Origin of the sequence: Micromonospora sp. NPDC050397 (assembly GCF_044901685.1) — a bacterium.
Lineage (GTDB): Bacteria > Actinomycetota > Actinomycetes > Mycobacteriales > Micromonosporaceae > Micromonospora_G.
Genome location: NZ_JBJDPS010000010.1, coordinates 89180 through 112054, shown reverse-complemented (window position 1 = coordinate 112054; position 22875 = coordinate 89180). Strand labels below are relative to the sequence as shown.

The window sequence follows — 22875 nt, the reverse complement described above, 5'->3', positions numbered from 1 at the left end:
GATGAGCGGAAACGATCTCCGGCGTCTGCGTGAGTTGGATCTCGCAGACGTGGGACAGGCTCTGGACGAGTCTGATCGAACGGAGAAGCTCCTGGGAGAGCTGCCGAGTGCTTACGCAGCAGCTCTCCGCATCGCAAACGGGTTCACGGTTCACAGTGGCATGAACCGCGTCTTCGGGATTCGGGAGGACCGACACATGGATCTCCGGTCCTGGAACGAGGAGGAAGGATGGCGATTCGCCTGGAACGGAAAGGCGGATCCCTCCTTTCTCATGTTCGGCGAGACCGCGTTCGGAGATCAGTACGCGCTGCGTTGGACTGGAGGTTCCTACGAGGACACTGTCTACCTTCTCGACGTGAACCTCCTGAGTGTGCGGCCCATCTTCGATTCATTCGAACGCTTCTTGGACCAAGAGATCGTGCAGAATGCGCTAAGTCCATCGCACCCGGTGGCGGTGGCCTGCGTCGACAAATTCGGCCGCCTGTCTCCTCGCGAGAATGTGGTCCTCACTCCTTCCCTCCTGTTGGGCGGATACGAGGATGTCTCGAACATGGTGAAGATCGAGAGTTACACCGCGATGATCTATGGAGGCGACATCTACACGGCGGTGGTGTCGACGCCCGACGAGGCCGCTGTCGTGGGTGTGGAGCCCTGGGTCGACGACGTCGGCCGGCAGAGATTGCGTGTCGTGTTCGCGGAGTAAGGCGGAGGCAGGCGAGGGGTGCCGCGGCGGGTTGGTGCTGCGGGTCGGTCAGTCGAGCTTCCACGGCTTGAACCCGGCCTCAGCGCCGACCCGCTCGATTTCGTCGGCCGGGTACGGCGTGGTCCGGCTCTCCCCGTGCATGCTCCAGTAGAAGTCGTTGAGCACGGCCGCGACCGGCGCGTACCGCATGATGACCGACGCGACGGCCGGCGGTACGTTGACCGGCTCCTCGCCCTTCGCGCAGCGGCGGATGTACTCGTTGCGCTCCCGGGGGCGCAACGGCACCCGGGAGGCCAGATTGGCCACCAGCCAGTTGACCAGCAGTGTCACCGCGTAACACGGGTCGTGGCTCCGGTTCGTCCGCAGAAAGTCCCGCTCGACCGGCGACAGGTCGAACCGGGGCGAGGTCGCCAGGCCCAGATCCGCGTAGTAGAGCCGGCGACCGTCGGTGAGGATGTTCCGGAAGTGCGCGTCGAAGTGCAGCAGCCCGTTCGCGTTCATGAAGGCGACGTCGGTGGTGATGCTCCGCTCCACCATCGCACACGCCGCCTCGACCGCCTCGGGACCGGCCGACACCCGTTCGGTCAGCCAGACGTCGAGCGTCTGCGGCAGGTGTTCGAGGAAGAGCACGACGGTGGCGGTCGACCGGGCGACCGCCCTGAGCCGTTCCCGTACGGCCGGCGAACCGTCCCAGTACGCGACCGCGCTTTCCACGTCCGCGTGCTCCTCCGGTGTCGGCAACACCCCCGGCAGCACCCGCCAGTGGTACATCAGCGGGAAGCTCTCGTTGCGCCCGCTCAGCACCCAGTTGGTGGTCATCACGTTCGCGGCCAGCTCCCGCCACGCCCCGAAGCCCGGACCGCCGACGCCGTACTGACACTCGGTCGGGAGCTGGAACAGGTTCGCCGTCGACCGTACGTTCTCCGGGCGGCGTTCCAGGTCGGTCAGGGGCACCCGCTTGGCGAAGACGCGTACGCCCTCGATCTCCAGCGAGACCGCCGAGCCCCCGATGCCGGTGGCGATCGGCGGCGCGGTCTCCACCAGCCGGCCGAGTTGCCGGTCACTGTGCAGGGCCAGGGCGGTGGAGACGACGGCGTGATCGCGCGAGCGAGTGGCATGGGACATGCCGGCAGCATATGAATCCCAGCCGTCCGCCGCGCACCGCCGTTGGTGTAAGGAAGGGCCCCTTGTTAACGCTATGCGTTAACAAGGGGCCCTTCCTTACCTGAGTGTGGCCTTGCGTGTCCGGGCGCCGGAGGAGTGGAGGCGGGTTAGCCTGCGGGTGTAAGTCCAGGTCACGGCCCGAGGAGGAGTCGATGGTCTCCCGTCTCAACCCGTACATCAGCTTCGACGGCAACGCGCGGCAGGCGATGGAGTTCTACCAGAGCGTCTTCGGCGGCGAGTTGAACCTGACCACCTTCGGACAGTTCGACGCGGCCCCGCCCGAGTACGCCGACAAGATCATGCACGGCCAGTTGGAGACGCCCAGCGGTTACACCATCATGGGCGCCGACACCCCGCCGGGGATGGCCCACAACCTGGGCGACAACATCGTGGTGAGCCTGAGTGGCGACGACTCCGCCGAACTGCACGGCTACTGGGAGCAGCTCTCCGCCAGTGGCACCGTGTCGGTGCCACTGGAGAAGCAGATGTGGGGCGACGAGTACGGCGCCTGCAAGGACAGCTTCGGTGTCGCGTGGATGGTCAACATCGGCCAGGAATCCGGCTGACCGGCTGCTCAATCCGGCGGCGGAGAGCGGTCAGCGGGTCTTGACGGTGGCGACGAACGTCTGCCACGCCCGGGGCGCGAAGGTCAGGACCGGACCCTGGCGGTCCTTGCTGTCGCGTACGCCGACGATGCCGGAGACGTTGTCGGCCACCTCGACGCAGGTGTCCCCGCCGTTGGACGAGCGGGTGGACTTGCGCCAGATCGCGCCGGTCAGCTCCATGTCTGCGCCACTTCCTTGATCAGGTCGATGGACTGCCGGTGGGGCAACGCCTCACTCCGAATACGCTCCCATGTCTCCTGCAGAGTCGCAATGTCCCCGTGGTGGCTGACGACCTGACCACGAAGCTGGTTGTCCAGGTAGGCCACCCAGCCGCCGCCGTCGAATCCGGCGAGCACGAAGGGGCCGTTCAAGCCGACGTGTACGCCGACCTCGAACGGCACCACGTGGATGTCGACGTGCGGCAGCTCGGCGAGCGCGACCAGGTGTTCGAGTTGCTCGACCATCACGGCCGCGCTGCCGACCCGTCGGCGCAGGGTCGCCTCGTCCAGCACGGCGATGAGCTGCGCGGGCTCCTCGCGGGTGAGTATGGACTGCCGGTCCAGCCGCTCGGCAACCCGGCGGTCCACCTCCTCCGGGCTCAGCCGGCGGCCGGAGAGGATGACGGCACGGGCGTACGCCTCGGTCTGGAGCAGGCCGGGCACCAGGCTCGGCTCGAACGTCCGGAAGAGTTTTGCCTCCTGCTCGGCCTCCCGCCAGGGGCGGAACCACCTCCACCGAGCTGACCAGTGATCCGGAATAATTGATCTTCTTGCCGAAGTCCTCCTGGTTCAATCCGGCGGCGGTCCGCAGGCGGCGTACCTGGAATCGGATCAGGTCCATCATCGGGGTACCGGTCATGACATTGCCTCCTGTGATTGTTTGTGGAGGAGCCCGACCCTAATGAATCGGTGTTTGTGTGGCGGGCTGACTGGCCGGTGGTTGACCGGGAATGTGGTGGGTTGTGGAGGTGGGCGGCCGGACCCTGGCGTGGTTGTGGGGGCGGGCGGCCGGACCCTGGCGTGGTTGTGGGGGTGGGCGGCCGGACCCTGGCGTGGTTGTGGAACGCCGGCCCTGGACTCGGTTGGCGGTGGCACGATCCAGGGGGCGGCACCACACCCCGGTGAACCTGACTCACGTTTGGTCCACGCCCGCGCTGGGCAAAGCTGGCCGGACCAAACGTGAAGGAAAGGTGGCCCGGTGGTGTCCAAGGAGACCGAGAAGCAGCGCTGGCAACGCAACTTCGCCGATCTGCTCCAGGAGCTGCGGGTCGCGCAGACCGGTGTACAGATCCTCTTCGCGTTCCTGCTCACGCTCCCGTTCAGCAACGGCTTCCCGGACACCAGCCAGTTCCAAAAGGACGTGTACGTGGTGGCGCTGCTCGCCGCCGCCGCCGCGACCGCGCTGATCATCTCGCCGGTCGCGTTCCACCGGGCGCTGTTCCGCCAGGGCCGCAAGCCCGAGTTGGTGCTCTTCGCACACAGCATGGCCACCGGCGGGCTCGCTTTCATGCTGATCGCGATGGTCAGCTCGGTGCTCCTGATCACCGACTTCGTGCTGCCACGCCCGATCGCGTTTGTCCTCAGCGGGCTGACGGCGGTCTGGTTCCTGACCTTCTGGGCCGGGCTGCCGTACCTGCGTCGCAAGTGGGGCGAGGACGACGACGACGAGGACGTGGAGACGGACGCCGCCGAGGACGGCGTGCCACCGGTGATCCCGGGTAGCTGAGGCGGGGACGGAGGGCGGCCGGTCGGAGAGGCCGATCGGAAGGAGTGGCTGGTCGGGAAGTTGACGCGGGATCGGGCGTGGTCGAGGCTACCGCTGGGTAACAGGGCGCAGTAGCGTTGTCCGGGCAGGGCATCGCGGACTTTCGCCGTACCTCGTCCAGGGGGTTGCCGTGACCACGACGCAGAATGACCGGCCCGGGGCGGACGACGCCGACGGACCCGGGCCCACCACCTCCACCGAGGGCATCGGGCCGCTGCCGATGGAGGCCGGTCAGGTCTCCGAGCGGGAGGCGCGCCAGGTTGCCGAGGCCGCCCGGGAGACGAGCTGGGGCAAACCGAGCTTCGGCAAGGAACTTTTCCTCGGCCGGCTCCGGCTCGACCTGATCGACCCGTGGCCGCGCACCGACCCGGTCGCGGCGAGCAGGGCGGGGGAGTGGCTCGGCCGGCTCGACACCTACCTCCGAACCGAGGTCGACGGGGCACTGATCGAACGTGACGCGCGGATCCCGGACGAGGTGTTCCACGGCCTGGCCCGGCTCGGCGCCTTCGGCATGAAGATCGACCGGAAGTACGGCGGCCTCGGCCTGTCGAATCTGCACTACTGCCGGGCGCTGATGCTCGCCGGTTCGGCCAGCCCGGCGATCGGCGCGCTGCTCTCCGCGCACCAGTCGATCGGCGTGCCACAACCGCTGAAGATGTTCGGCACCGACGAGCAGAAGCAGCGGTTCCTGCCCCGGCTCGCCGCCGGTGAGGTCTCCGCGTTCCTGCTCACCGAGCCGGACGTCGGCTCCGACCCGGCCCGGCTCGCGACCAGCGCCGAGCCGACCGAGGACGGCACCGGCTACCGGCTCAACGGGATCAAGCTCTGGGCCACCAACGGCACCGTGGCCACCCTGCTGGTGGTGATGGCCCGGGTGCCGGCCGGCGACGGGCGGCGCGGTGGGATCACCGCGTTCGTGGTGGAGGGCGACTCGCCCGGGATCACGGTGGAGCGGCGCAACGCCTTCCTCGGCCTGCGCGGGCTGGAGAACAGCGTCACCCGGTTCCACGACGTGGTGGTGCCGGCGGAGAACGTGATCGGGGGCGAGGGCAAGGGACTGAAGATCGCCCTGAGCACGCTGAACACCGGTCGGCTCTCGCTGCCCGCGATGTGCGTCGGCGCGGCCAAGTGGTCGCTGAACGTGGCCCGCGAATGGTCCGCCGAGCGGGTCCAGTGGGGGCGGCCGGTCGGCGAGCACGAGGCGGTGGCGACCAAGCTCTCGTTCATCGCCGCGACCACGTACGGCATGGAGACCATGCTCGAACTCTGCTGCCTGCTCGCCGACGACGACCGCAACGATATCCGGATCGAGGCCGCGCTGGTCAAGCTCTACGCCAGCGAGATGGCCTGGAAGGTCGCCGACGAACTGGTACAGATCAGGGGTGGGCGCGGCTACGAGACCGCCGACTCGCTCGCCGCCCGGGGCGAACGCCCGGCCGCCGTCGAACAGCTCCTGCGCGACCTGCGGATCAACCGGATCTTCGAGGGTTCCACCGAGATCATGCACCTGCTGATCGCCCGGGAGGCGGTCGACGCCCACCTCTCCGTCGCCGGTGACATCGTCGACCCCGACGTGCGCCTGAGTCGCAAGGCCCGCGCCGCCGCCGCGGCGAGCGCCTTCTACGCCAAGTGGCTGCCGACGCTCGCCGTCGGTCGGGGACAACAACCCGGGGCGTACGGCGAGTTCGGCCCGTTGGCCCAGCACCTGCGCTACGTGGAGCGCTCCTCCCGCAAGCTCGCCCGCTCGACCTTCTACGCGATGTCCCGCTGGCAGGGCAAACTCGAACGCAAGCAGGCGTTTCTCGGCCGGATCGTGGACATCGGTGCGGAACTCTTCGCGATGGCGGCGGTCTCGGTCCGGGCCCAGGCCGAGCGGGACGGCCGCCCCGAGGGGGTGGAGTTGGCCGACCTGTTCTGCCGGCAGTCCCGCAACCGGGTCGAGGCGCTGTTCCAGGCGCTCTGGGAGAACACCGACCCGATCGACGTGACCGCAGCCCGGCGAATCCTGGCCGGACGGTACGCGTTTGTCGAGGAGGGCGTGCTCACCCCGGCCGGTGAGCAGGAGTGGGTGGCCGCCTGGGAACCGGGTCCGGCGACCGTGCCGGACGTACGCCGCCGGATCCCGCCCGATCCCCAGCGCGGGACGGAGAACGCGGACCGGCGGCTACCAGACGACCAGGATGACCAGGATGAGCACGGCCAGGTTGAGCGGGATCAGCAGCAGGTACGCCGGCCGGGGGATGCCCCGACCCCGCTGGGCCGCCCAGAGCAGGAAGGCCGCGTAGAGGAGCAGGAGGACGCTCAGTAGGCCCAGCAGGATACGCACAGTGGCGACTCTATCGACTCACGCGCAGTCCCAGGCGCCGTAACTCCAGCGCGGCCAGGGCGTCCACGGTGGAATCGTCGCCGCGCCGCCACGCCTGGGCCACGTCCGGGCCGATCCGGTCGAGCTGGCGCAGCGGCTGGTTCGCCAGCGCCCGCAGGGCGAGCAGGTCACGCCCGGCCGGGGCGGCCCGCATCGCCCGCGCCGCGCTGGCCCGACGGATCCAGCGCAGCCGCAGCGGCAGCCACCCGACCAGCACCAGGCCCAGCGGGAGGACCAGCGCCAGCAGGGCCAGCGCGAGGGCCAGGTCACCGACCTGCTCCTGCTGGTTCTGGCCCGCCTCGGCAAGCGACCGGGCGGCGTCGGCGGCCCGGTCGAACGGAGCGGTCAGCTCGTCACCGACCAGCGGCGTACGCCCGATCTTGTCGCTCGTCTCGGCGAAGTTCCGGGCGAGATCGTTCCCCGCGCCCTCCAGTTTCTGCCCCGGTACGGCGAGTTTCTCGATCAGGTCGTGGAGCCACATCGAGAACCGGATCGACAGGTACACCCAGGCGACGACGAGTAGGTCGGTGAGAACCTGTCGGGCGGCTCTCGGAAAACGGTCGGCGTAAATTCTCACGCCGGACAGGGTTGCACGTCCGGGCCGAGCGCACGAGGCCCGTCAGGACCCGTGAGATCTTCGAACCGTCGCCCGTTCAGCGGGCGCAGTCGGGGCAGGTGCCGAAGATCTCCAGGGTGTGGCTGACGTCGGCGTAGCCGTGCTTGGCCGCGACCCGGTCGGCCCAGCTCTCCACCGCCGGCCCCTCGATCTCCACCGTACGGCCGCAGCCCCGGCAGACCAGGTGGTGGTGGTGCCCGTCGCTGCACCGGCGGTAGAGGTGCTCGCCGCCGGCCGGGCGCATCACGTCGATCTCGCCCGCGTCGGCGAGCGCCTGGAGGGTCCGGTAGACCGTGGTCAGCCCGACCCGTTCGCCCCGGTCACGCAACATGCCGTGCAGATCCTGGGCGCTGTGGAAGCCGGCCACCTCGGCCAGCAGGGCGCTGACCGCGCCGCGCTGCCGGGTGTGGCGTACGGCGCCGCCGCTCTCCGTCTCCGCGTTGGTCATCTCGCCTCCTCGCCGGTCAGCTCGCGTTGAGCCGGGCCGGGGCCGCCTCGCCCGCGTGGCTGACCGCGTCCGCGACGATGTGCGCGATGTGCTCGTCAACCAGCGCGTACGCGATCTCGCGGCCACGGCGGGAGCCCCGGACCACTCCCGCGCCCCGCAGCACCCGCAGGTGCTGGGAGACCAGCGGCTGCGCCGCGCCGAGCTTCTCGACCAGCTCGTGCACGCAGCGCTCGCCGTCGGCCAGCTCGGTGACGATGGCGACCCGGATCGGAGCGGAGAGCGCCCGCAGGAGTTCACCGGCACTCTCGTAGACCTCGTACCCGCTTCCGCTCGTCACCCCGTAACGGTAACCACTATCGCCGGGGTTCGACCAACGGGGCGACGTGTTCCAGGGGTGACCCGGACGACTCCGCGGCCGTGGCGGAGGCGGACCGGCGCCGGAACCCCCGCCACCCGGCGCCGCCGAGGGCGACGAGCAGGAAGCCGGCGATCGAGACCACCACGATCGTCGCACCGGGGGCGGTGTCGGCCGTTCCGGCCAGCCAGACCCCGACCGCCGCGGCGAGCACGCCCAGCGCCATGGCCGCCGCCATGGTGCTCCGGAAGCCCCGGGTGACCTGCTGGGCGGTGGCGACCGGAATCACCATCAGCGCGCTGATCAACAGGAGTCCGACCGTACGCATGGCGATGGTGACCGTCATCGCGGTGGTCGCGGCGAGCAGCAGGTTGAGCGCGCGGACCGGCAGACCGGAGACGCGGGCGTACTCCTCGTCATGACAGATCGCGAAGAGCGCCGGGCGCAGGCCGAGCATGGCGACCAGCACCACCGCCGCGATCACCACGATCACCACCAGGTCCTCCGGCGCCGTCGTGGTCAGCGCGCCGAAGAGGTACGAGGTCAGGTTCGCGTTGCCCCGGTTCGAGGAGAGGCCGACCAGCATCACCCCACCGGCGATGCCGCCGTAGAACAGCAGTGCCAGCGCCAGGTCGCCGGAGGTGCGGCCCCGTTCCCGGACTAGTTCGATGGCGACCGCGCCGACCGCCGAGACGATCACGGCGGTGAGCACGGGTGAGGTGTTCAGCAGCAGGCCGATCCCGACCCCGGTCAAGGCGACGTGCCCGACCCCGTCACCGATCAGCGACATCCGCCGCTGCACCAGGTAGATGCCGAGAGCCGGGGCGGAGAGCCCGATCACCAGCGCGCCGGCCAGCGCGCGGAGCATGAAATCGTACTGGAAGAGGCTCATTTGATACACAAACCCGGTAGCTCCTCGGGACCGTGCGGATGGACGTGGTCGTGGTCGTCGTCGGCGTGGTGCCCCGCCGGCTCCGGCACCGCGCCGTCGTGCACGATCCCGCCCTCCGCCACCACCACGGCCCGGCTGATCAGCGGCGCCAGCGGGCCGAGTTCGTGGGCGACCAGCAGCACCGTGCCGCCGTCGGCGACAAAATCGCGCAGCGCCCCGGCGAACGCCTCCTGGCTGGCCGCGTCGACGCCCGCCGTCGGCTCGTCCAGGATCAGCAGCTCCGGCTGACCGGCCAGGGCGCGGGCGATCAGGGTCCGCTGCTGCTGCCCGCCGGAGAGGGTGGCGACCGGGTCGCCGGCACGGTCGCTCAGCCCGACCGCGCGCAGCGCGTTCGCCACCGCCGTACGGTCGGCCGCCCGCGCCGGACGCAGGAAGCCCCGCCGGGCCAACCTGCCGGCGGCGACCACCTCGGCCACGGTGGCCGGTACGCCGCTGCCGGCTCCGAGCCGCTGCGGCACGTAACCGAGCCGGGCCCACTGCCGGAACCGGCGTTGCGGGGTGCCGAAGAGCTCGACCGATCCGCCACTGAGCGGAACCAGCCCGAGTACGGCCCGGATCAGTGTCGACTTGCCCGAACCGTTCGCCCCGAGTACGGCGACCACCTCACCGGCGCGCACCCGCAGCGAAACTCCCCGCAGCACCGGCCGGTCCCCGTAGTTGACCTTCACCTGGTCGACCCCGACCACCACCCGGTCGGACCGGTCGCCGGCCGACGCCTGCTCGGTCGTCGATGCCTGTTCGGCCGACGCCCGAGGGGCCGTGCCGGTGTCGGCACGGCCCTCATCGGTCGACGTCTGGCGGTCCGTCCCGACCAGCGTCGGACGTTCTGCTCCGCTCACCAGTAGATGTTCGCTCATGAGCAGCTCAACGCGGCCTTCAGGGCGGTGAGGTTGGTACGCATCACCGAAAGGTAGTCCCCGCCCCCGCCCTCGGGCAGCCCCTCGATCGGGTCGAGGACCGCCGTCTTCGCCCCCACCTCGCGGGCGATCGTCTCGGCGACCTTGGGGCTGACCAGGGTCTCGAAGAAGATCGTGGTGGCGCCGTGCTCCCGCGCCTCGTCGGCCACCTCGGCGAGCCGCTTGGGCGAGGGCTCGTCCTCCGGGGTGATGCCGGCGATGCCCACCTGCTCGAGCTGGTAGCGGGCGGCCAGGTAGCCGAAGGCGGAGTGCGCGGTCACCAGTTCCCGGCGCTGGCAGGTGGCCAGCCCCTGGGCGTACTCCTGGTCGAGCGTGGTCAGCTCGGTCCGCAGCGCCTGGGCGCGGGCGGTGTAGTCGTCGCCCCGCTCCGGGTCGGCCTTGCCGAACCGCTCGGCGACCTTGTCCGCGATGGTGGCGAGCCGGGTGGGGTCCAGCCAGACATGCGGGTCCTTACCGGACGACTCCTCTGCCGCCGCCTCCTCGCCCTCGTGTGCGTGCGCGTCGGCGGCGGCGTCGCGCAGCGGCTCCACCCCGGCCACGTCGAAGGCCCGGTCACCGCCGGACTGCTCGACCGCCTCGTCCACGGCCGGCTGGAAGCCGTTCAGGTAGACGATCACGTCGGCCTCGCTGATCCGGCCGACCTGACCCGGGTTCAGCTCCAGGTCGTGCGGCTCGGCGCCGGGCTTGGCCAGGTTGGTCACCCGGACGGCGTCCCCGCCGATTCGCTCGGCGACGTACTGCAACGGGTAGAAGGCCGCGACCACGTCCAGCTTCCCGTCCGCACCGCCGCCTCCGCCGGAGTCGGCGCCGCAGGCGGCGGTGAGGCCGACGGCCAGGAGAGCGGTCGACGTGACGGCCAGGGTACGGGCGGCGGAGCGGATCACCATGCCGTCTACTCTCCGCGCGAATGAGAATGATTGTCAAAAACGCATGCTTGCATGTGAGCAAGACGGCTGCCCACGCCCCGCCGGACGGCGCTCGCCGTGCCCCTTCGAGGCGGTGGGGCCGGTCAGAGGATCTTGACCAGGGCTACGGTCACCAGCAGGACCAGCATCAACAGCCGGAACAGCCGGGTCGCTGCGGGCTGCACCGGCCAGGTGAGCCGGAGCAGCCAGACCAGCCCGGCGGCGAGCGCCAGCAGCACCGCCCCGCCGACGATCCCCGGCGCGAGAAGTCCCACCAGTGTCACGGCCACCGTGGCGAGCAACACCACAATCGGGTTCACCCGGGCCAGTCGGGTCAGCACAACGCTCTGCGTACGCTGCATCCCACAGACTCTACGAGGAGGCACCGGGTGCTGGTGACAAACCGGTTCGTGGTCGACGAGGACGCCGCCGGGTCCTTCACCGAACGGGCGCACGCCGCGCTGGTGGCGCTGGCCGCCCGGCCGGGCTACCTGCGCGGGCAACTCCTCCGGGCGCTGGACGACCCCCGGCACTGGTCGCTGGTCACCGAGTGGGAGTCCGTCGGGACCTACCGCCGGGCGCTCGGCGCGTTCGACGTGAAGGTGTACGCGACCCCGCTGCTAGCCGAGTCGCTGGACGAGCCGTCGGCGTACGAGGCGTTGGCCAGCGCCGAACCGGGCGGCCAGGTCGAGATCACGGCGAGTGACCGGGCCACTGATCCGCGACGATGAGATCGCGGGCACTACCCTTGCGTCCATGACCACTCCGGGGCCGGCCGGCCCGCCGCTGCCGTACCCGGTGACGCCCGGATCGGAGGGCACCCCGGTGCCCTTGCCAGCGCCCGCTCCGGCCCTGCTGCCCGGCGCGGTGCCGGCGCCGCCGCCGGGACCGGGGGTGACGCCCCCGTTCGCCGCACCGCCGACCGAGGGCCGGACCATCCGGATGTGGCTCGGCCTGGGCGCGGCCGGGCTGGCGGTGCTGCTCTGCTGCGGCGGCGGCGCGGTGGCCGTGGTCGGTCTGGGGGTGGCCGGCGGGCAGGCGATCAACGAGCAGGCCCGGGTGGTGGCCGGGGACTACTTCGAGGCGATCGCCGACAAGGAGTACGGCAAGGCGTACGACGTGCTCTGCGACGCCGCCCAGCGACGCGAGTCGCCGCGCGAGTTCGAGGAGCGGGTGGCCGAGGAGCCAGAGATCGATTCGTACCGGATCGGCGAGGTGAGCACCACCGTCGACCTGGTCGTCCCGGTGGGCGTGACCTACGCCAGCGGCAACTCCGACGACCTGCGGGTACGCCTGGCACAGGACGGCCGGACCGGTCAGCTCGAGGTCTGCGGCATCAGTTGACCAGGCGGCTCCGGACGCCGGGGGCGGAACATCGGGCTCGGAAGGCTGGGGTCGGACGCCTGGCTCGGAGGGCCGGTGTCGGAAGACCGGGATTGGACGAGCGGTCGGAGGCGCCGGTCGGGTCGGCGGACCGGCGGAGTAATCTGCTGGGCTCGAACCATCGGTGCCCGTACCGTTGTCCCGCCGTCGTCCCGTTCCGGACACGTCTCCGCCGGATACGTCTCCGCCGAACACGTCCCCGCCGACCGCCAGTCGGCGTAGGAGGAGAGAAATGCCTGCCGACCGTATCGATGCCGTGGTCAGTCTCGCCAAGCGTCGAGGCTTCGTCTTTCCCTCGAGTGAGATCTACGGGGGCACCCGGTCGGCGTGGGACTACGGTCCGCTCGGCGTCGAGCTGAAGGAGAACGTCCGGCGCCAGTGGTGGCGCACCATGGTCCAGCAGCGCGACGACATTGTCGGCCTCGACTCCGCCGTGATTCTCTCCCGGGACGTCTGGACGGCATCCGGGCACATCGAGGCGTTCGTCGACCCGCTGACCGAGTGCCAGTCCTGCCACAAGCGGTTCCGCGCAGACCACCTGGAGGAGGCGTTCGAGGCCCGCAACGGCCGCCCGCCGACCTCGCTGGCCGAGATCAACTGCTCGAACTGCGGCAACAAGGGCACCTTCACCGAGCCGAGGATGTTCAACGGCCTGATGAAGACCTACCTCGGCCCGGTGGAGAGCGACGAGGGCCTGCACTACCTGCGCCCCGAGACGGCCCAGGGCATCTTCGTCAATTTTGCCAACGTGATGACCTCGGCGCGGAAGAAGCCGCCGTTCGGCATCGCCCAGGTCGGCAAGTCATTCCGAAACGAGATCACCCCGGGCAACTTCATCTTCCGTACGCGGGAGTTCGAGCAGATGGAGATGGAGTTCTTCGTCGAGCCGGGCCAGGACGAGCAGTGGCACGAGTACTGGCTCCAGGAGCGCTGGAACTGGTACCGCGACCTCGGGCTCAGTGAGGCGAACCTGCGCCTGTTCGAGCACCCTCGGGAGAAGCTCTCGCACTACTCGAAGCGAACCGTGGACATCGAGTACAAGTTCATGTTCGGCGGGACCGAGTTCTCCGAGTTGGAGGGCATCGCCAACCGGACCGACTTCGACCTCACCACGCACAGCAAGCACTCCGGCGTCGACCTCTCCTACTTCGACCAGGAGCGGGGCGAGCGCTGGATGCCGTACGTGATCGAGCCGGCCGCCGGCCTCACCCGGGCGGTGCTGGCCTTCCTGCTCGAGGCGTACGACGAGGACGAGGCGCCGAACACCAAGGGCGGGGTGGACAAGCGGACCGTGCTCCGCTTCGACCCCCGGCTCTCGCCGGTGAAGGTGGCCGTGCTGCCGTTGTCGCGCAACCCGGAACTCTCCCCGAAGGCGCGGGACCTGAGCGCCGCCCTGCGCAAGCGCTGGGTGGTCGAGTTCGACGACTCGCAGGCGATCGGTCGGCGTTACCGCCGGCAGGACGAGATCGGCACCCCGTTCTGCGTGACCGTCGACTTCGAGACGCTGAACGACAACGCGGTCACCGTACGGAACCGGGACACCATGGCCCAGGAGCGCATCTCCCTCGACCAGGTCGAGTCCTACCTGATCGAGCGCCTCCCCGGCTGCTGACACGTAAGGAAGGGCCCCTTCCTATCGTTTTTTGTATAGGAAGGGGCCCTTCCTAACCCGGTCTACTCGCGGGAGATCGGCGGCGGTGGGCCGGGCGTGGTGGTGGTGCGGGGCGGGGGTGCCGTTGCGCCGCTGGCGATGTCGAGCAGGAATGCGGTGCATCGGGGGCGGGCTCCACGGCGGGAGCGGTAGGCGTCCTCGACCGTACGGCGTACCAGATTTGGGTCCTGGCGAATTTGAGCCGGCGTGAAATGCAGCACCAGGGCGCCGTGTCGCGCGAGTTCGTTGTGCCTGCGCAACGTCTTGGCCCAGTCGGTCGGCGTGAAGTGAAACTCGCGCGAGTCGACTTCGAGCGCGATGGCGGCGTCGTCGATCCACCCGTCCGGACTCGGCAAATGGGCACCGGTACTATCGCCGAGCCGCGGGTTCCACCGAATCTCCGGCAACACCCGACTGCCGGCCAGGCACTCCCGCAGCTCGGCCTCGGGCGACGAACGTACGCCGTCGATCACCTCGGCGAAGGCCTTCCGGATCAGCGCCGTCCGGCTGCGGCGGGCTCGCCGGATCTCTTCGTCGAGCGTCGGCAGGTCGGTGAAGTCGCGCTGGATCGCCTCCGCGAGGATCGCCCGGACGGTACGCAGTTCGAGTAGCTCCCTGCCGGCGTCGACAACCGCCCGCGCGGGCGAACATACCTGGTACAAACCGTTGTCACGAGCATGCGCGTCGAGCGTCAGCGCACGGGCGACGTGCACGTGACCGGTGGATTTTCGGCGGTTGTGGTGCGGCACGACCAACTGGACCCGATCGGTCTTGGGGGCGTACCGGAAGCCGTACCAGTGCAATGCGGCCAGACCGGTGACCTGTCCGTTCCGCCCGGTGTAGAGCACGGCCGCGATCCGGCGCTGTTCATCGGTCAGGGTGCCGGTGACAAGTGAATAGACACCGGGCAGTGGACGTTGCCAGCGGCCCTGCCGGACGCGTCGATACATTTGCATATCCTCGATGCCTGCGAGCAGTAGCTGCGCCCGCGACACGATCTGCTGCTGACGTACCGCGGTCGACTCCAGGTCGAAGATTGCCTCAATGGTGCCGAAACCGGCACCGTCACCATTTCCCGGAACGGCTGCCGTCTCGGGTCCAACCTCCAGTCCAACCTCCGCACTGGCCATGGTCTCCGCGCGGGGCGCGGTCCCCGTGCTGGCGATGGTCCCCGCTTTGGCCGCGATCCTTGTTCCAGATGTGCTCTTTATCCCAATCGTCGGCCTTGGGGTTGATTCCAGGGTCGATTCCGGGTTCATCGCTCCGGTCATTCGCCCAGCCTGGAGCGGTTGTGACCACTTAGGTGGTTGCGGTCGCCGAACTGTGGACAACCGAGCCGGCTGTGGACAACGTCCCGGCCGGCGGCGGTCTGTGCTATCGCCCTCGTTAATAGGGGGCCCTTCCTCTACCAAAAGCGATAACAAGGGGCCCTTCCTTACCCCAGGCGTGCAGGTGGGATGCTTGGAGGATGATGTCTACCGGTGTTGGTTCGGGGGTGCCGGGTTCGCTGGCCCTCGGCGGGCACCGGGTCTGGCCGCCGGTGGTGCTCGCGCCGATGGCCGGTATCACCAATGTCGCGTTTCGCCGGCTCTGTCGGGAACAGGGCGGCGGGCTCTACGTCTGTGAGATGGTCACCACCCGGGCGCTGGTGGAGCGGAACCCGAAGACCCTGCGCATGGTCGCCTTCGGGGGCGACGAGTCCCCGCGCAGCCTCCAGCTTTACGGCGTGGACCCGCAGACCACGGCGGCGGCGGTGCGGATGGTGGTCGAGGAGGACCTGGCCGACCACATCGACCTCAACTTCGGCTGCCCGGTGCCGAAGGTCACCCGCAAGGGCGGCGGTGCCGCGCTGCCGTGGCGACGGCGGCTCTTCGCCCGGCTGGTCCGGGCGGCGGTGGAGGCGGCGGCACCGGCCGGGGTGCCGGTCACGGTGAAGATGCGCAAGGGCATCGACGACGACCACCTGACGTACGTCGAGGCCGGTCTCGCCGCGCAGGAGGCCGGGGTCGCGGCGGTGGCGCTGCACGCGCGTACGGCTGAGCAGCGCTATTCCGGCAGTGCCGACTGGGACGCGATCGCCACCCTCAAGCAGGCGCTGGACGTGCCGGTGCTGGGTAACGGTGACATCTGGGAGGCGGACGACGCGCTCCGGATGCTCGAGCAGACCGGGGCGGACGGGGTGGTGGTCGGCCGGGGCTGCCTGGGGCGGCCGTGGCTCTTCGCGGACCTGGCGGCGGCGTTCGAGGATCGCGACGACCGGGTCCTGCCCGACCTGGGCCGGGTGGCCGCGACCATGCGCCGGCACGCCGAACTGCTCACCGAGTGGCTGGGCACCGAGCGGGACGGCTGCACCGACTTCCGCAAGCACGTGGCGTGGTACCTGAAGGGCTTCCCGGTCGGCGGTGAGCTGCGCCGGGCGCTGGCGATGATCAACAGCTTGGCCGAGCTGGACGACCTGCTCGGCAAGCTCGACCCGGCCGAGCCCTTCCCGACCCACACTCTCGGGCAGCCGCGTGGCCGGACGAACGCGCCGGGCAAGGTCTACCTGCCGGACGGGTGGTTGTCCGACCGGGACAGCGACGACGTGCCGGCGGGTGCGGAGATGGAGGACTCCGGCGGCTGAGCGCCGCCGTCGGCGGTCTGGGCGTCGGCGGTCGGGGTGTCGGTGGTCAGGTCGTCGGTGGTCAGGTCGTCGGTGGTCAGGGCGTCCCGGGTTGGGACGTCACCGTCGGAGCGTCCCCGATCGGGATGCCGGTGGTCGGGGTGTCGGCCGGTGCCAGCTCGCGGCGGGGTGCCGGGACGGTGGGGTGGCCGGCGGCGGTGCTGGGCCACGGGACCTCGGGGGACGGGTGGTAGGCGATCCCGGCGAGGTCCCAGCGCGGGGCGTGTGCGGCCAGCCGGAGTCGGAACGACTCCCAGTCCCGGGCGGCCTCGGTGGACCAGCCCAGCTCCGCGACGGCGACCAGGCGCGGAAAGGTCATGTACTCCACCTCGGCCACGGTACGGATCGTCTCCGTCCACAGTGGCGCCTCGATGCCGAGCACCGCCTCCTCGGGTACTCCGTCGAGGGAGCTGCCCGGATCCCAGTCGTACGCCGTGCGTACCTCGATCAGCCCGGCCCAGTCCAGGCCGAGCGGGGTCGCGTCGTCGTACTTCATGTCCAGGTAGGTGCGGTTGCCCGGCGACATGATCACGCGGGCACCCCGGGCCACCGCCTCCGACACCTTCTCGTCGGCGGCGGCCGTGCCCCAGTACTGGAGCACCCGTCCGGGCAGGTGCTCCACCGGTGCGAGCTGGTGCCAGCCGACCACCGTCTTGCCCTTGCCGGCGGCGATCCGCTGCACCCGGCTCATCACCGTGTTGTAGTCCTCCGGGTTGACCTTGTACGCCTCGTCCCCGCCCACGTGCAGGTACGCGCCGGGCGTCAGCGCGGCCAGCTCGCCCAGCACGTCGTCGACGAAGTCGTACGTCCGCTCGCTGTGCACCGCCACGTAGCTGAACCCGACCTCGGTGCCGGTGTACGGCGGCGGCGCGATCCCGTCCGGCGCGAGTTCGCCGTAGGCGCTGAGCGCGGCGTTGGTGTGGCCGGGTAGGTCGATCTCCGGCACCACGGTGACCCCGCGGTCCTGCGCGTACGCGACGATCGTCCGGTAGTCGTCCTGGGTGTAGTGGCCCCCGGCCCCGCCGTCGACCTCGGTCGCGCCGCCGATCTCGGCCAGCTTCGGCCAGGAGTCGATGGCGATCCGCCAGCCCTGGTCGTCGGTGAGGTGCAGGTGCAGGTGGTTGAGCTTGTACCGGGCCAACTGGTCGACCAGGCGGAGCACGTCCGGGACGCCGAAGAAGTGCCGGGCGACGTCGAGCATGGCACCCCGGTAGGCGAACCGGGGCGCGTCGACGATCTGCCCGCCCGGCACCAGCCAGGGGCCGGGCCGGACCTCGTCGCTCTCGACTTCCACCGGCAGGAGCTGCCGGAGCGTCTGTACGCCGTGCAGGAGACCGGCCCGGGTCCGGGCCCGGACGACCACCCCGTCCCCGGTCACGTCGAGTCGGTAGCCCTCCTCGTCCGACCGCGTGCCGGCTGGCCGCCCCGCCTGCGCCTCGTCCGGGTTCGCGGTTGGTTCGAGGAGCAGGGTGATGGTGTCGGGTGGGGGAGTGTCGCCGTCGAGCGCGCTCACCGGCAGCGGGTAGCCGGTGGCCGGGCGGAGCAGTTCGGCGAGGTAGTTGCCGACCGTGTCGGCCGCCGGTCCGCCGCCGGTCCGGACGGCCGTGTCGGCGGTGAGTTGGTAACGCTCGCCGGGCGCGGGCCGCACGCTCGTGGGCGCGGGGAGCACCGAGGCCAGCCGCGCGGCGGTCGCCCGCTCGCGGTCGGCAGCGACCCCGTCCGGTTCCGGCGTACGCGGGCGCGGCGGTGCCGGGCGCGGCGGTGCCGGGTGCGGCGGTGCCGGGTGCGCGGGGGCGTGCTCCTGGGGGCCGTGCTCCTGGGGGCCACTGCTCATCGTCGATTCGCTTCCTTGCCGCGATCCGGGGGGATGGGGGTGCCGTTCGGGTGCCGTACCCAGGTTAGCGCCGGGGCGCGGTGCGTGCTCGTGCACGTGGAAACGCTCCCACAAACGGGCCTGAACACGTACAGGGACGACGCCTGTGCCGATTGTCACCCATTACTGACGGGTCGCCGTAGGGTGGCTTAACCTTCGCGGACCAATGGCCATTGGTTCTTCCCGGTACGGAACTCCGTCCCCGGGGTATGCAAACCAACTAAACCTTCGTTCAGCGTCGTACGTGGGAGGCTTCTGGTGGCATCGAGGGAAACAGCGGCAGACGAGACGGCAGCACGGGCAGCGGTCGGACACAAGTGGGTGTACGACTTCGCCGAGGGCAACATGGGGCTCAAGGACCTGCTCGGCGGCAAGGGCGCCAACCTGGCCGAGATGACCAATCTCGGTCTGCCGGTGCCGCCCGGTTTCACCATCACCACCGAGGCGTGCCAGGCATACCTGGCCACCGGCGCCGCCCCCGCCGACCTGGCCGAGCAGATCGACGCCCACCTGGCCGCACTGGAGCGGGAGATGGGCAAGCGGCTCGGCGACCCGGCGGACCCGCTGCTGGTCTCGGTCCGCTCCGGGGCGAAGTTCTCCATGCCGGGCATGATGGAGACCGTCCTCAACGTCGGGCTCAACGACGCCAGCGTGGCCGGGCTCGCCGCCCAGGCCGGCGGCAACGAGCGGTTCGCCTGGGATTCTTACCGGCGGCTGATCCAGATGTTCGGCAAGACCGTCTGCGAGGTGCCCGGGGAGGAGTTCGAGCACGCGTTGGACGAGGCCAAGCGGGCCAAGGGCAGCACCGACGACCTGGACCTCGACGCAACCGACCTGCGGCGGCTGGTCGACACGTACAAGACGATTTTCCGCAAGCACACCGGGCGCGACTTCCCGCAGGCCCCGCGCGAGCAGCTCGACCTGGCGATCTTCGCGGTCTTCGGCTCGTGGAACGCCGAGCGCGCGGTGCTCTACCGCCGGCAGGAGCGGATCCCGGCCGACCTCGGCACCGCCGTCAACGTGGTGGCGATGGTCTTCGGCAACCTCGGGCCGGATTCCGGCACCGGGGTCGCCTTCACCCGGGACCCGGCCAGCGGGGCGCAGGGCATCTACGGCGACTACCTGGCCAACGCCCAGGGTGAGGACGTGGTCGCCGGAATCCGCAGCACCGTCCCGCTCCAGGAGCTGGAAAAGCTGGACACCCGGTCGTACGGCGAACTGCTCGGCATCATGGCCCGGCTGGAGGAGCACTACCTCGACCTCTGCGACATCGAGTTCACCATCGAGCGGGGCAAGCTCTGGATGCTCCAGACCCGGGTCGGCAAGCGGACCGCGGCGGCGGCGTTCGTGATCGCCGGCCAACTCGTCGACGAGGGGCTGATCGACCTGGACGAGGCGTTGCACCGGGTCAACGGCGCCCAGCTCGCCCAGCTCATGTTCCCGAGGTTCCGGCTGGAGCACGACGTCGCGCCGCTGGCCGCCGGGATCGGCGCCTCGCCCGGTGCCGCGGTCGGCAAGGTGGTCTTCGACGCGGCCCGCGCGGTGGAGTTGGCCGGTCAGGGCGAGTCGGTCATCCTGGTCCGGCGGGAGACCAGCCCGGACGACCTGCCCGGCATGATCGCGGCCCAGGGCATCCTCACCTCGCGCGGCGGCAAGACCAGCCACGCCGCCGTGGTGGCCCGGGGGATGGGCAAGACCTGCGTCTGCGGTGCCGACGCGCTGGACGTGAACGTACGCTCCCGGCAGTTCACCGTGGACGGCCAGACCGTACGCGAGGGCGACGTCGTCTCGATCGACGGCACCACCGGGAAGATCTACCTGGGCGAGGTGCCGGTCTCGCCGTCCGAGGTGGTGCGTTACTTCGAGGGCAGTCTCGACCCGGCCGAGTCCGGCGACCAGCTCGTGCAGGCGGTGCACCGGATCATCGGGCACGCCGACGAGCGGCGTCGGCTGCGGGTCCGGACCAATGCCGACACCGGCGAGGACGCGGCCCGCGCCCGCCGGTTCGGGGCCGAGGGGATCGGGCTGTGCCGGACCGAGCACATGTTCCTCGGTGACCGGCGCGAGCTGGTCGAACGGCTGATTCTGGCCCGTACCGAGGCGGATCGGCAGGAGGCGCTGGCGGCGCTGCTGCCGATGCAGCGGGACGACTTCGTGGAGATCTTCCGCGAGATGGACGGGCAGCCGGTGACCGTACGCCTGATCGACCCGCCGCTGCACGAGTTCCTGCCGCCGCTGGAGGAGTTGGCGGTGAACGTCGCGGTGGCCCAGGAGCGTGGCCAGGACGCGGCGAGGGAGGAGGCCCTGCTGGCGGCGGTACGCCGGATGCACGAGCAGAACCCGATGCTCGGGCTGCGCGGGGTCCGGCTCGGCCTGGTCATCCCCGGCCTGTTCGCGATGCAGGTACGGGCGATCGTCGAGGCGGCGGTGGCCTGTGCGCGCGACGGTCGGGTGGCCCGACCCGAGATCATGGTCCCGCTGGTCGGCGCGGTGCAGGAGTTGGAAACCGTCCGGGCCGAGGCAGAGAAGATCATCACCGAGGTGGTCGGCGACAGCGGGGTCGAGGTGCTGGTCGGCACGATGATCGAGGTGCCCCGGGCGGCGCTGACCGCCGGCCAGATCGCCGAGGCGGCCGAGTTCTTCTCCTTCGGCACCAACGACCTGACCCAGATGGGCTGGGGTTTCTCCCGGGACGACGTGGAGGGCGCGTTCTTCTGGCGTTACCTGGAGTTGGGCATCTTCGGCATCTCCCCGTTCGAGTCGATCGACCGGGACGGCGTGGGCCGGCTGGTCCGGATCGCCACCGAGGAGGGCCGGGCGGCCCGTCCGGGGCTGAAGCTCGGGGTCTGCGGCGAGCACGGCGGCGACCCCGAGTCGGTGCACTTCTTCCACGAGGTCGGTCTGGACTACGTCTCCTGCTCGCCGTTCCGGGTGCCGGTGGCGCGGCTGGAGGCGGGTCGCGCGGCCATCTCCTCGACCGGGTCGGACAGCCGCTGACCGGATCAGAGTTGGGACCAGCGGCCGACGGCCACGAAAACGGAACCTCCACCGGGGACCGCGCGATCGGCGCGGCCTCCGGCGGACGTCGGTGCCCGGAGGCGGGTGGGCCCGGGAGCGGGTGTGAGACCGGAGCGGCGGTGACCGGGGTCAGCGCAGACCCGGCGGGCGCAGACCACCGGTCTCGGCCCAGAGATCGGCCGGCAGGGTGGCCATCGGCGTGCGTACGTCGAGCGGGGCGTGCGGGTCCGCGGCCGAGGTGCTGGCCATCGTCACCGCGAGGCGCAGCGAGTCGACCATCGTGCCGAGCCGGTGCGCGGTCGCCCGCGCCTCGGGGTGGATCCCTTCGACGTCACTGTCCGGATAGGTCACCAGGGTCAGCAGTCCCCATGCGCCGGCCGGGTACGTGATCACGCAACCGCCGGCACTGCGTACCACCGACTCGTGCAGCGCGCCGTGCCCCGCCGACTGGGCGAAGCGGTGACCCAGGCCGAGCGTCGCGGCGGAGAGCGCGGCGAGATGGTGCGGGTCGCCGTCGGTCAGGTCGGAGGCGACCAGCAGGCCGTCCACTCCGCCGAGCACCGCGCCCGAGAGGTCGGGTAGCCGGCGGCGCAGCCGGTACAGCTCGGCCCGGATGGCGGCGTCAGCGTCCACGGGAAACTCTCCTTAACTGTGCTGACGGTGGAAACTGTCCTGTGGGGGCGCGGAACGTCGGGTCGGTCCGGGGTGGGGATGAGATGGCCCGCCCCTGGTGTGTCCCGTCGGTTCGGCGCCGGCCGGCAACGCGGATGGTCGCGCGGGCTCGCGGGTGGGACATCGGGCTGGTCGGACTGCGCGGACTGATCGAGTTGCGCGGACCGGGCCGGTATCGCCGCCGGCTGTGACCTTCTGTTTACGGCACGCTACACCTGGCCATCCCTAGATGTGATCCCGTGACGGTCGGCAATTGGACAGCAACTCTAACCTGATCGGTGGTTGTGAGGGATCACCGTACGGCTGCGAGAAGTGTTTGCCTTTGTGGTATCGGTGATCGGGATTTCTCCTTTCGACCGCTCGGCGGCGCGCTCCGCCCGGACGGGCGGGCGTAACCTGGGCGTCACTCGAATTTCGTCACCTGATCGCGACGGAGGTGTCTGCCATGGGCAGTCTCTGGGAGAACCTGGTGGTCGACGCCCAGGACCCGGCGCGCCTCGCCCGCTGGTGGGCCGAGGCACTCGGCTACCGGATCACCTACGAGAAGCCCGACGAGGTGGAGATCCGGCGGTCGAGCGACGAACTGCCCGGCCTCGTCTTCGTACCGGTGCCGGAGGGCAAGGAGACCAAGAACCGGCTCCACATCGACCTGCGCCCGGCCGACCAGGAGGCCGAGGTGGAGCGACTGGTCAACATGGGCGCCCGGCACGTCGACGTCGGACAGCGGGAGACCGACTCCTGGATCGTGCTGGCCGACCCGGAGGGAAACGAGTTCTGCGTGTTGCGGGCGGCCTCCACGCCGTCCTGACCGGGTGACAGGAT

The 22875-nt window shown here is 70.3% G+C and carries 22 protein-coding genes and 1 pseudogene; 10 read left to right on the top strand and 13 right to left on the bottom strand.

Annotated elements, in window-relative coordinates; translation table 11 throughout:
* Window position 1 precedes the first annotated feature (1 nt).
* Window positions 2–703 (top strand): SMI1/KNR4 family protein, encoded by a 702-nt coding sequence (locus ACI2K4_RS26775; protein ID WP_404515227.1) that lies wholly within the window; start codon window positions 2–4, stop codon window positions 701–703.
* Between the two features lie 48 nt (window positions 704–751).
* On the opposite strand, the gene ACI2K4_RS26770 is transcribed toward ACI2K4_RS26775, so the two are convergent.
* A complete protein-coding gene (locus ACI2K4_RS26770) occupies window positions 752–1828 on the bottom strand; it encodes a serine/threonine protein phosphatase (RefSeq protein ID WP_404515225.1) in 1077 nt (358 codons plus the stop codon).
* Window positions 1829–2019: 191 nt separating this feature from the next.
* On the opposite strand from ACI2K4_RS26770, the gene ACI2K4_RS26765 reads away from it, so the two are divergent.
* Window positions 2020–2433: a VOC family protein gene (locus ACI2K4_RS26765; protein ID WP_404515223.1), complete on the top strand. Its 414-nt coding sequence runs from the start codon at window positions 2020–2022 to the stop codon at window positions 2431–2433.
* A gap of 30 nt (window positions 2434–2463) precedes the next feature.
* Here ACI2K4_RS26765 and ACI2K4_RS26760 read toward each other — a convergent pair whose 3' ends face one another.
* Together ACI2K4_RS26760 and ACI2K4_RS26755 are read right to left on the bottom strand one after the other, a co-directional pair.
* Entirely contained in the window at window positions 2464–2652 is a 189-nt protein-coding gene (locus ACI2K4_RS26760; RefSeq protein WP_404515221.1) for a DUF397 domain-containing protein, read from the bottom strand.
* Window positions 2643–3330: pseudogene (locus ACI2K4_RS26755) on the bottom strand (Scr1 family TA system antitoxin-like transcriptional regulator). Before ACI2K4_RS26755 ends, ACI2K4_RS26760 begins: the two are co-directional and overlap by 10 nt.
* Window positions 3331–3672: 342 nt before the next feature.
* Here ACI2K4_RS26755 and ACI2K4_RS26750 point away from each other — a divergent pair.
* Together ACI2K4_RS26750 and ACI2K4_RS26745 are read left to right on the top strand one after the other, a co-directional pair.
* Complete coding sequence (locus ACI2K4_RS26750) at window positions 3673–4197, top strand: DUF6328 family protein (RefSeq protein WP_404515219.1); 525 nt, start codon at window positions 3673–3675, stop codon at window positions 4195–4197.
* A gap of 169 nt (window positions 4198–4366) precedes the next feature.
* Complete coding sequence (locus ACI2K4_RS26745; protein ID WP_404515217.1) at window positions 4367–6544, top strand: acyl-CoA dehydrogenase family protein; 2178 nt, start codon at window positions 4367–4369, stop codon at window positions 6542–6544.
* Window positions 6545–6572: 28 nt separating this feature from the next.
* Here ACI2K4_RS26745 and ACI2K4_RS26740 read toward each other — a convergent pair whose 3' ends face one another.
* The 7 genes from ACI2K4_RS26740 to ACI2K4_RS26710 all read right to left on the bottom strand — a co-directional run bounded on the left by ACI2K4_RS26740 (window position 6573) and on the right by ACI2K4_RS26710 (window position 11156).
* Window positions 6573–7178 (bottom strand): hypothetical protein, encoded by a 606-nt coding sequence (locus tag ACI2K4_RS26740; protein WP_404515215.1) that lies wholly within the window; start codon window positions 7176–7178, stop codon window positions 6573–6575.
* 76 nt (window positions 7179–7254) lie between these two features.
* A complete protein-coding gene (locus tag ACI2K4_RS26735; RefSeq protein WP_404515213.1) occupies window positions 7255–7665 on the bottom strand; it encodes a Fur family transcriptional regulator in 411 nt (136 codons plus the stop codon).
* 16 nt (window positions 7666–7681) lie between these two features.
* Window positions 7682–8002, bottom strand: coding sequence for an ArsR/SmtB family transcription factor (locus ACI2K4_RS26730; RefSeq protein ID WP_404515211.1), 321 nt, complete (start codon window positions 8000–8002; stop codon window positions 7682–7684).
* Window positions 8003–8018: 16 nt separating this feature from the next.
* On the bottom strand, window positions 8019–8912 hold the full coding sequence (locus ACI2K4_RS26725; RefSeq protein WP_404515395.1) for a metal ABC transporter permease: 894 nt from the start codon (window positions 8910–8912) through the stop codon (window positions 8019–8021).
* Window positions 8909–9661, bottom strand: a complete 753-nt coding sequence (locus tag ACI2K4_RS26720) for a metal ABC transporter ATP-binding protein (RefSeq protein ID WP_404515393.1) — start codon at window positions 9659–9661, stop codon at window positions 8909–8911. Before ACI2K4_RS26720 ends, ACI2K4_RS26725 begins: the two co-directional genes overlap by 4 nt.
* A gap of 164 nt (window positions 9662–9825) precedes the next feature.
* On the bottom strand, window positions 9826–10776 hold the full coding sequence (locus ACI2K4_RS26715) for a metal ABC transporter substrate-binding protein (RefSeq protein WP_404515209.1): 951 nt from the start codon (window positions 10774–10776) through the stop codon (window positions 9826–9828).
* Window positions 10777–10898: 122 nt separating this feature from the next.
* Entirely contained in the window at window positions 10899–11156 is a 258-nt protein-coding gene (locus ACI2K4_RS26710; RefSeq protein ID WP_404515207.1) for a DUF6703 family protein, read from the bottom strand.
* Between the two features lie 27 nt (window positions 11157–11183).
* On the opposite strand from ACI2K4_RS26710, the gene ACI2K4_RS26705 reads away from it, so the two are divergent.
* From ACI2K4_RS26705 to ACI2K4_RS26695, 3 genes are all read left to right on the top strand, one after another.
* A complete protein-coding gene (locus ACI2K4_RS26705; protein ID WP_404515205.1) occupies window positions 11184–11525 on the top strand; it encodes an antibiotic biosynthesis monooxygenase family protein in 342 nt (113 codons plus the stop codon).
* A 136-nt stretch (window positions 11526–11661) separates the two neighbouring features.
* A complete protein-coding gene (locus tag ACI2K4_RS26700; protein ID WP_404515392.1) occupies window positions 11662–12138 on the top strand; it encodes a hypothetical protein in 477 nt (158 codons plus the stop codon).
* A 271-nt stretch (window positions 12139–12409) separates the two neighbouring features.
* The gene (locus tag ACI2K4_RS26695) at window positions 12410–13789 is read left to right on the top strand and encodes a glycine--tRNA ligase (protein WP_404515203.1); all 1380 of its coding nucleotides are present in this window, start codon (window positions 12410–12412) and stop codon (window positions 13787–13789) included.
* Window positions 13790–13851: 62 nt separating this feature from the next.
* Here ACI2K4_RS26695 and ACI2K4_RS26690 read toward each other — a convergent pair whose 3' ends face one another.
* Entirely contained in the window at window positions 13852–14856 is a 1005-nt protein-coding gene (locus ACI2K4_RS26690; protein WP_404515390.1) for a type IV toxin-antitoxin system AbiEi family antitoxin domain-containing protein, read from the bottom strand.
* A gap of 443 nt (window positions 14857–15299) precedes the next feature.
* Here ACI2K4_RS26690 and dusB point away from each other — a divergent pair, with 443 nt between their 5' ends.
* A complete protein-coding gene (dusB, locus tag ACI2K4_RS26685; RefSeq protein ID WP_404515389.1) occupies window positions 15300–16451 on the top strand; it encodes a tRNA dihydrouridine synthase DusB in 1152 nt (383 codons plus the stop codon).
* Window positions 16452–16527: 76 nt separating this feature from the next.
* On the opposite strand, the gene ACI2K4_RS26680 is transcribed toward dusB, so the two are convergent.
* Window positions 16528–18324, bottom strand: coding sequence for a beta-N-acetylhexosaminidase (locus ACI2K4_RS26680; protein ID WP_404515201.1), 1797 nt, complete (start codon window positions 18322–18324; stop codon window positions 16528–16530).
* Between the two features lie 297 nt (window positions 18325–18621).
* On the opposite strand from ACI2K4_RS26680, the gene ppdK reads away from it, so the two are divergent.
* Window positions 18622–21360, top strand: coding sequence for a pyruvate, phosphate dikinase (gene ppdK / locus ACI2K4_RS26675; RefSeq protein WP_404515199.1), 2739 nt, complete (start codon window positions 18622–18624; stop codon window positions 21358–21360).
* A gap of 150 nt (window positions 21361–21510) precedes the next feature.
* On the opposite strand, the gene ACI2K4_RS26670 is transcribed toward ppdK, so the two are convergent.
* The gene (locus ACI2K4_RS26670) at window positions 21511–22014 is read right to left on the bottom strand and encodes a roadblock/LC7 domain-containing protein (protein WP_404515197.1); all 504 of its coding nucleotides are present in this window, start codon (window positions 22012–22014) and stop codon (window positions 21511–21513) included.
* A 484-nt stretch (window positions 22015–22498) separates the two neighbouring features.
* Between ACI2K4_RS26670 and ACI2K4_RS26665 the strand changes: the two genes are divergently transcribed.
* Complete coding sequence (locus ACI2K4_RS26665) at window positions 22499–22861, top strand: VOC family protein (protein ID WP_404515195.1); 363 nt, start codon at window positions 22499–22501, stop codon at window positions 22859–22861.
* Window positions 22862–22875: the final 14 nt, after the last annotated feature.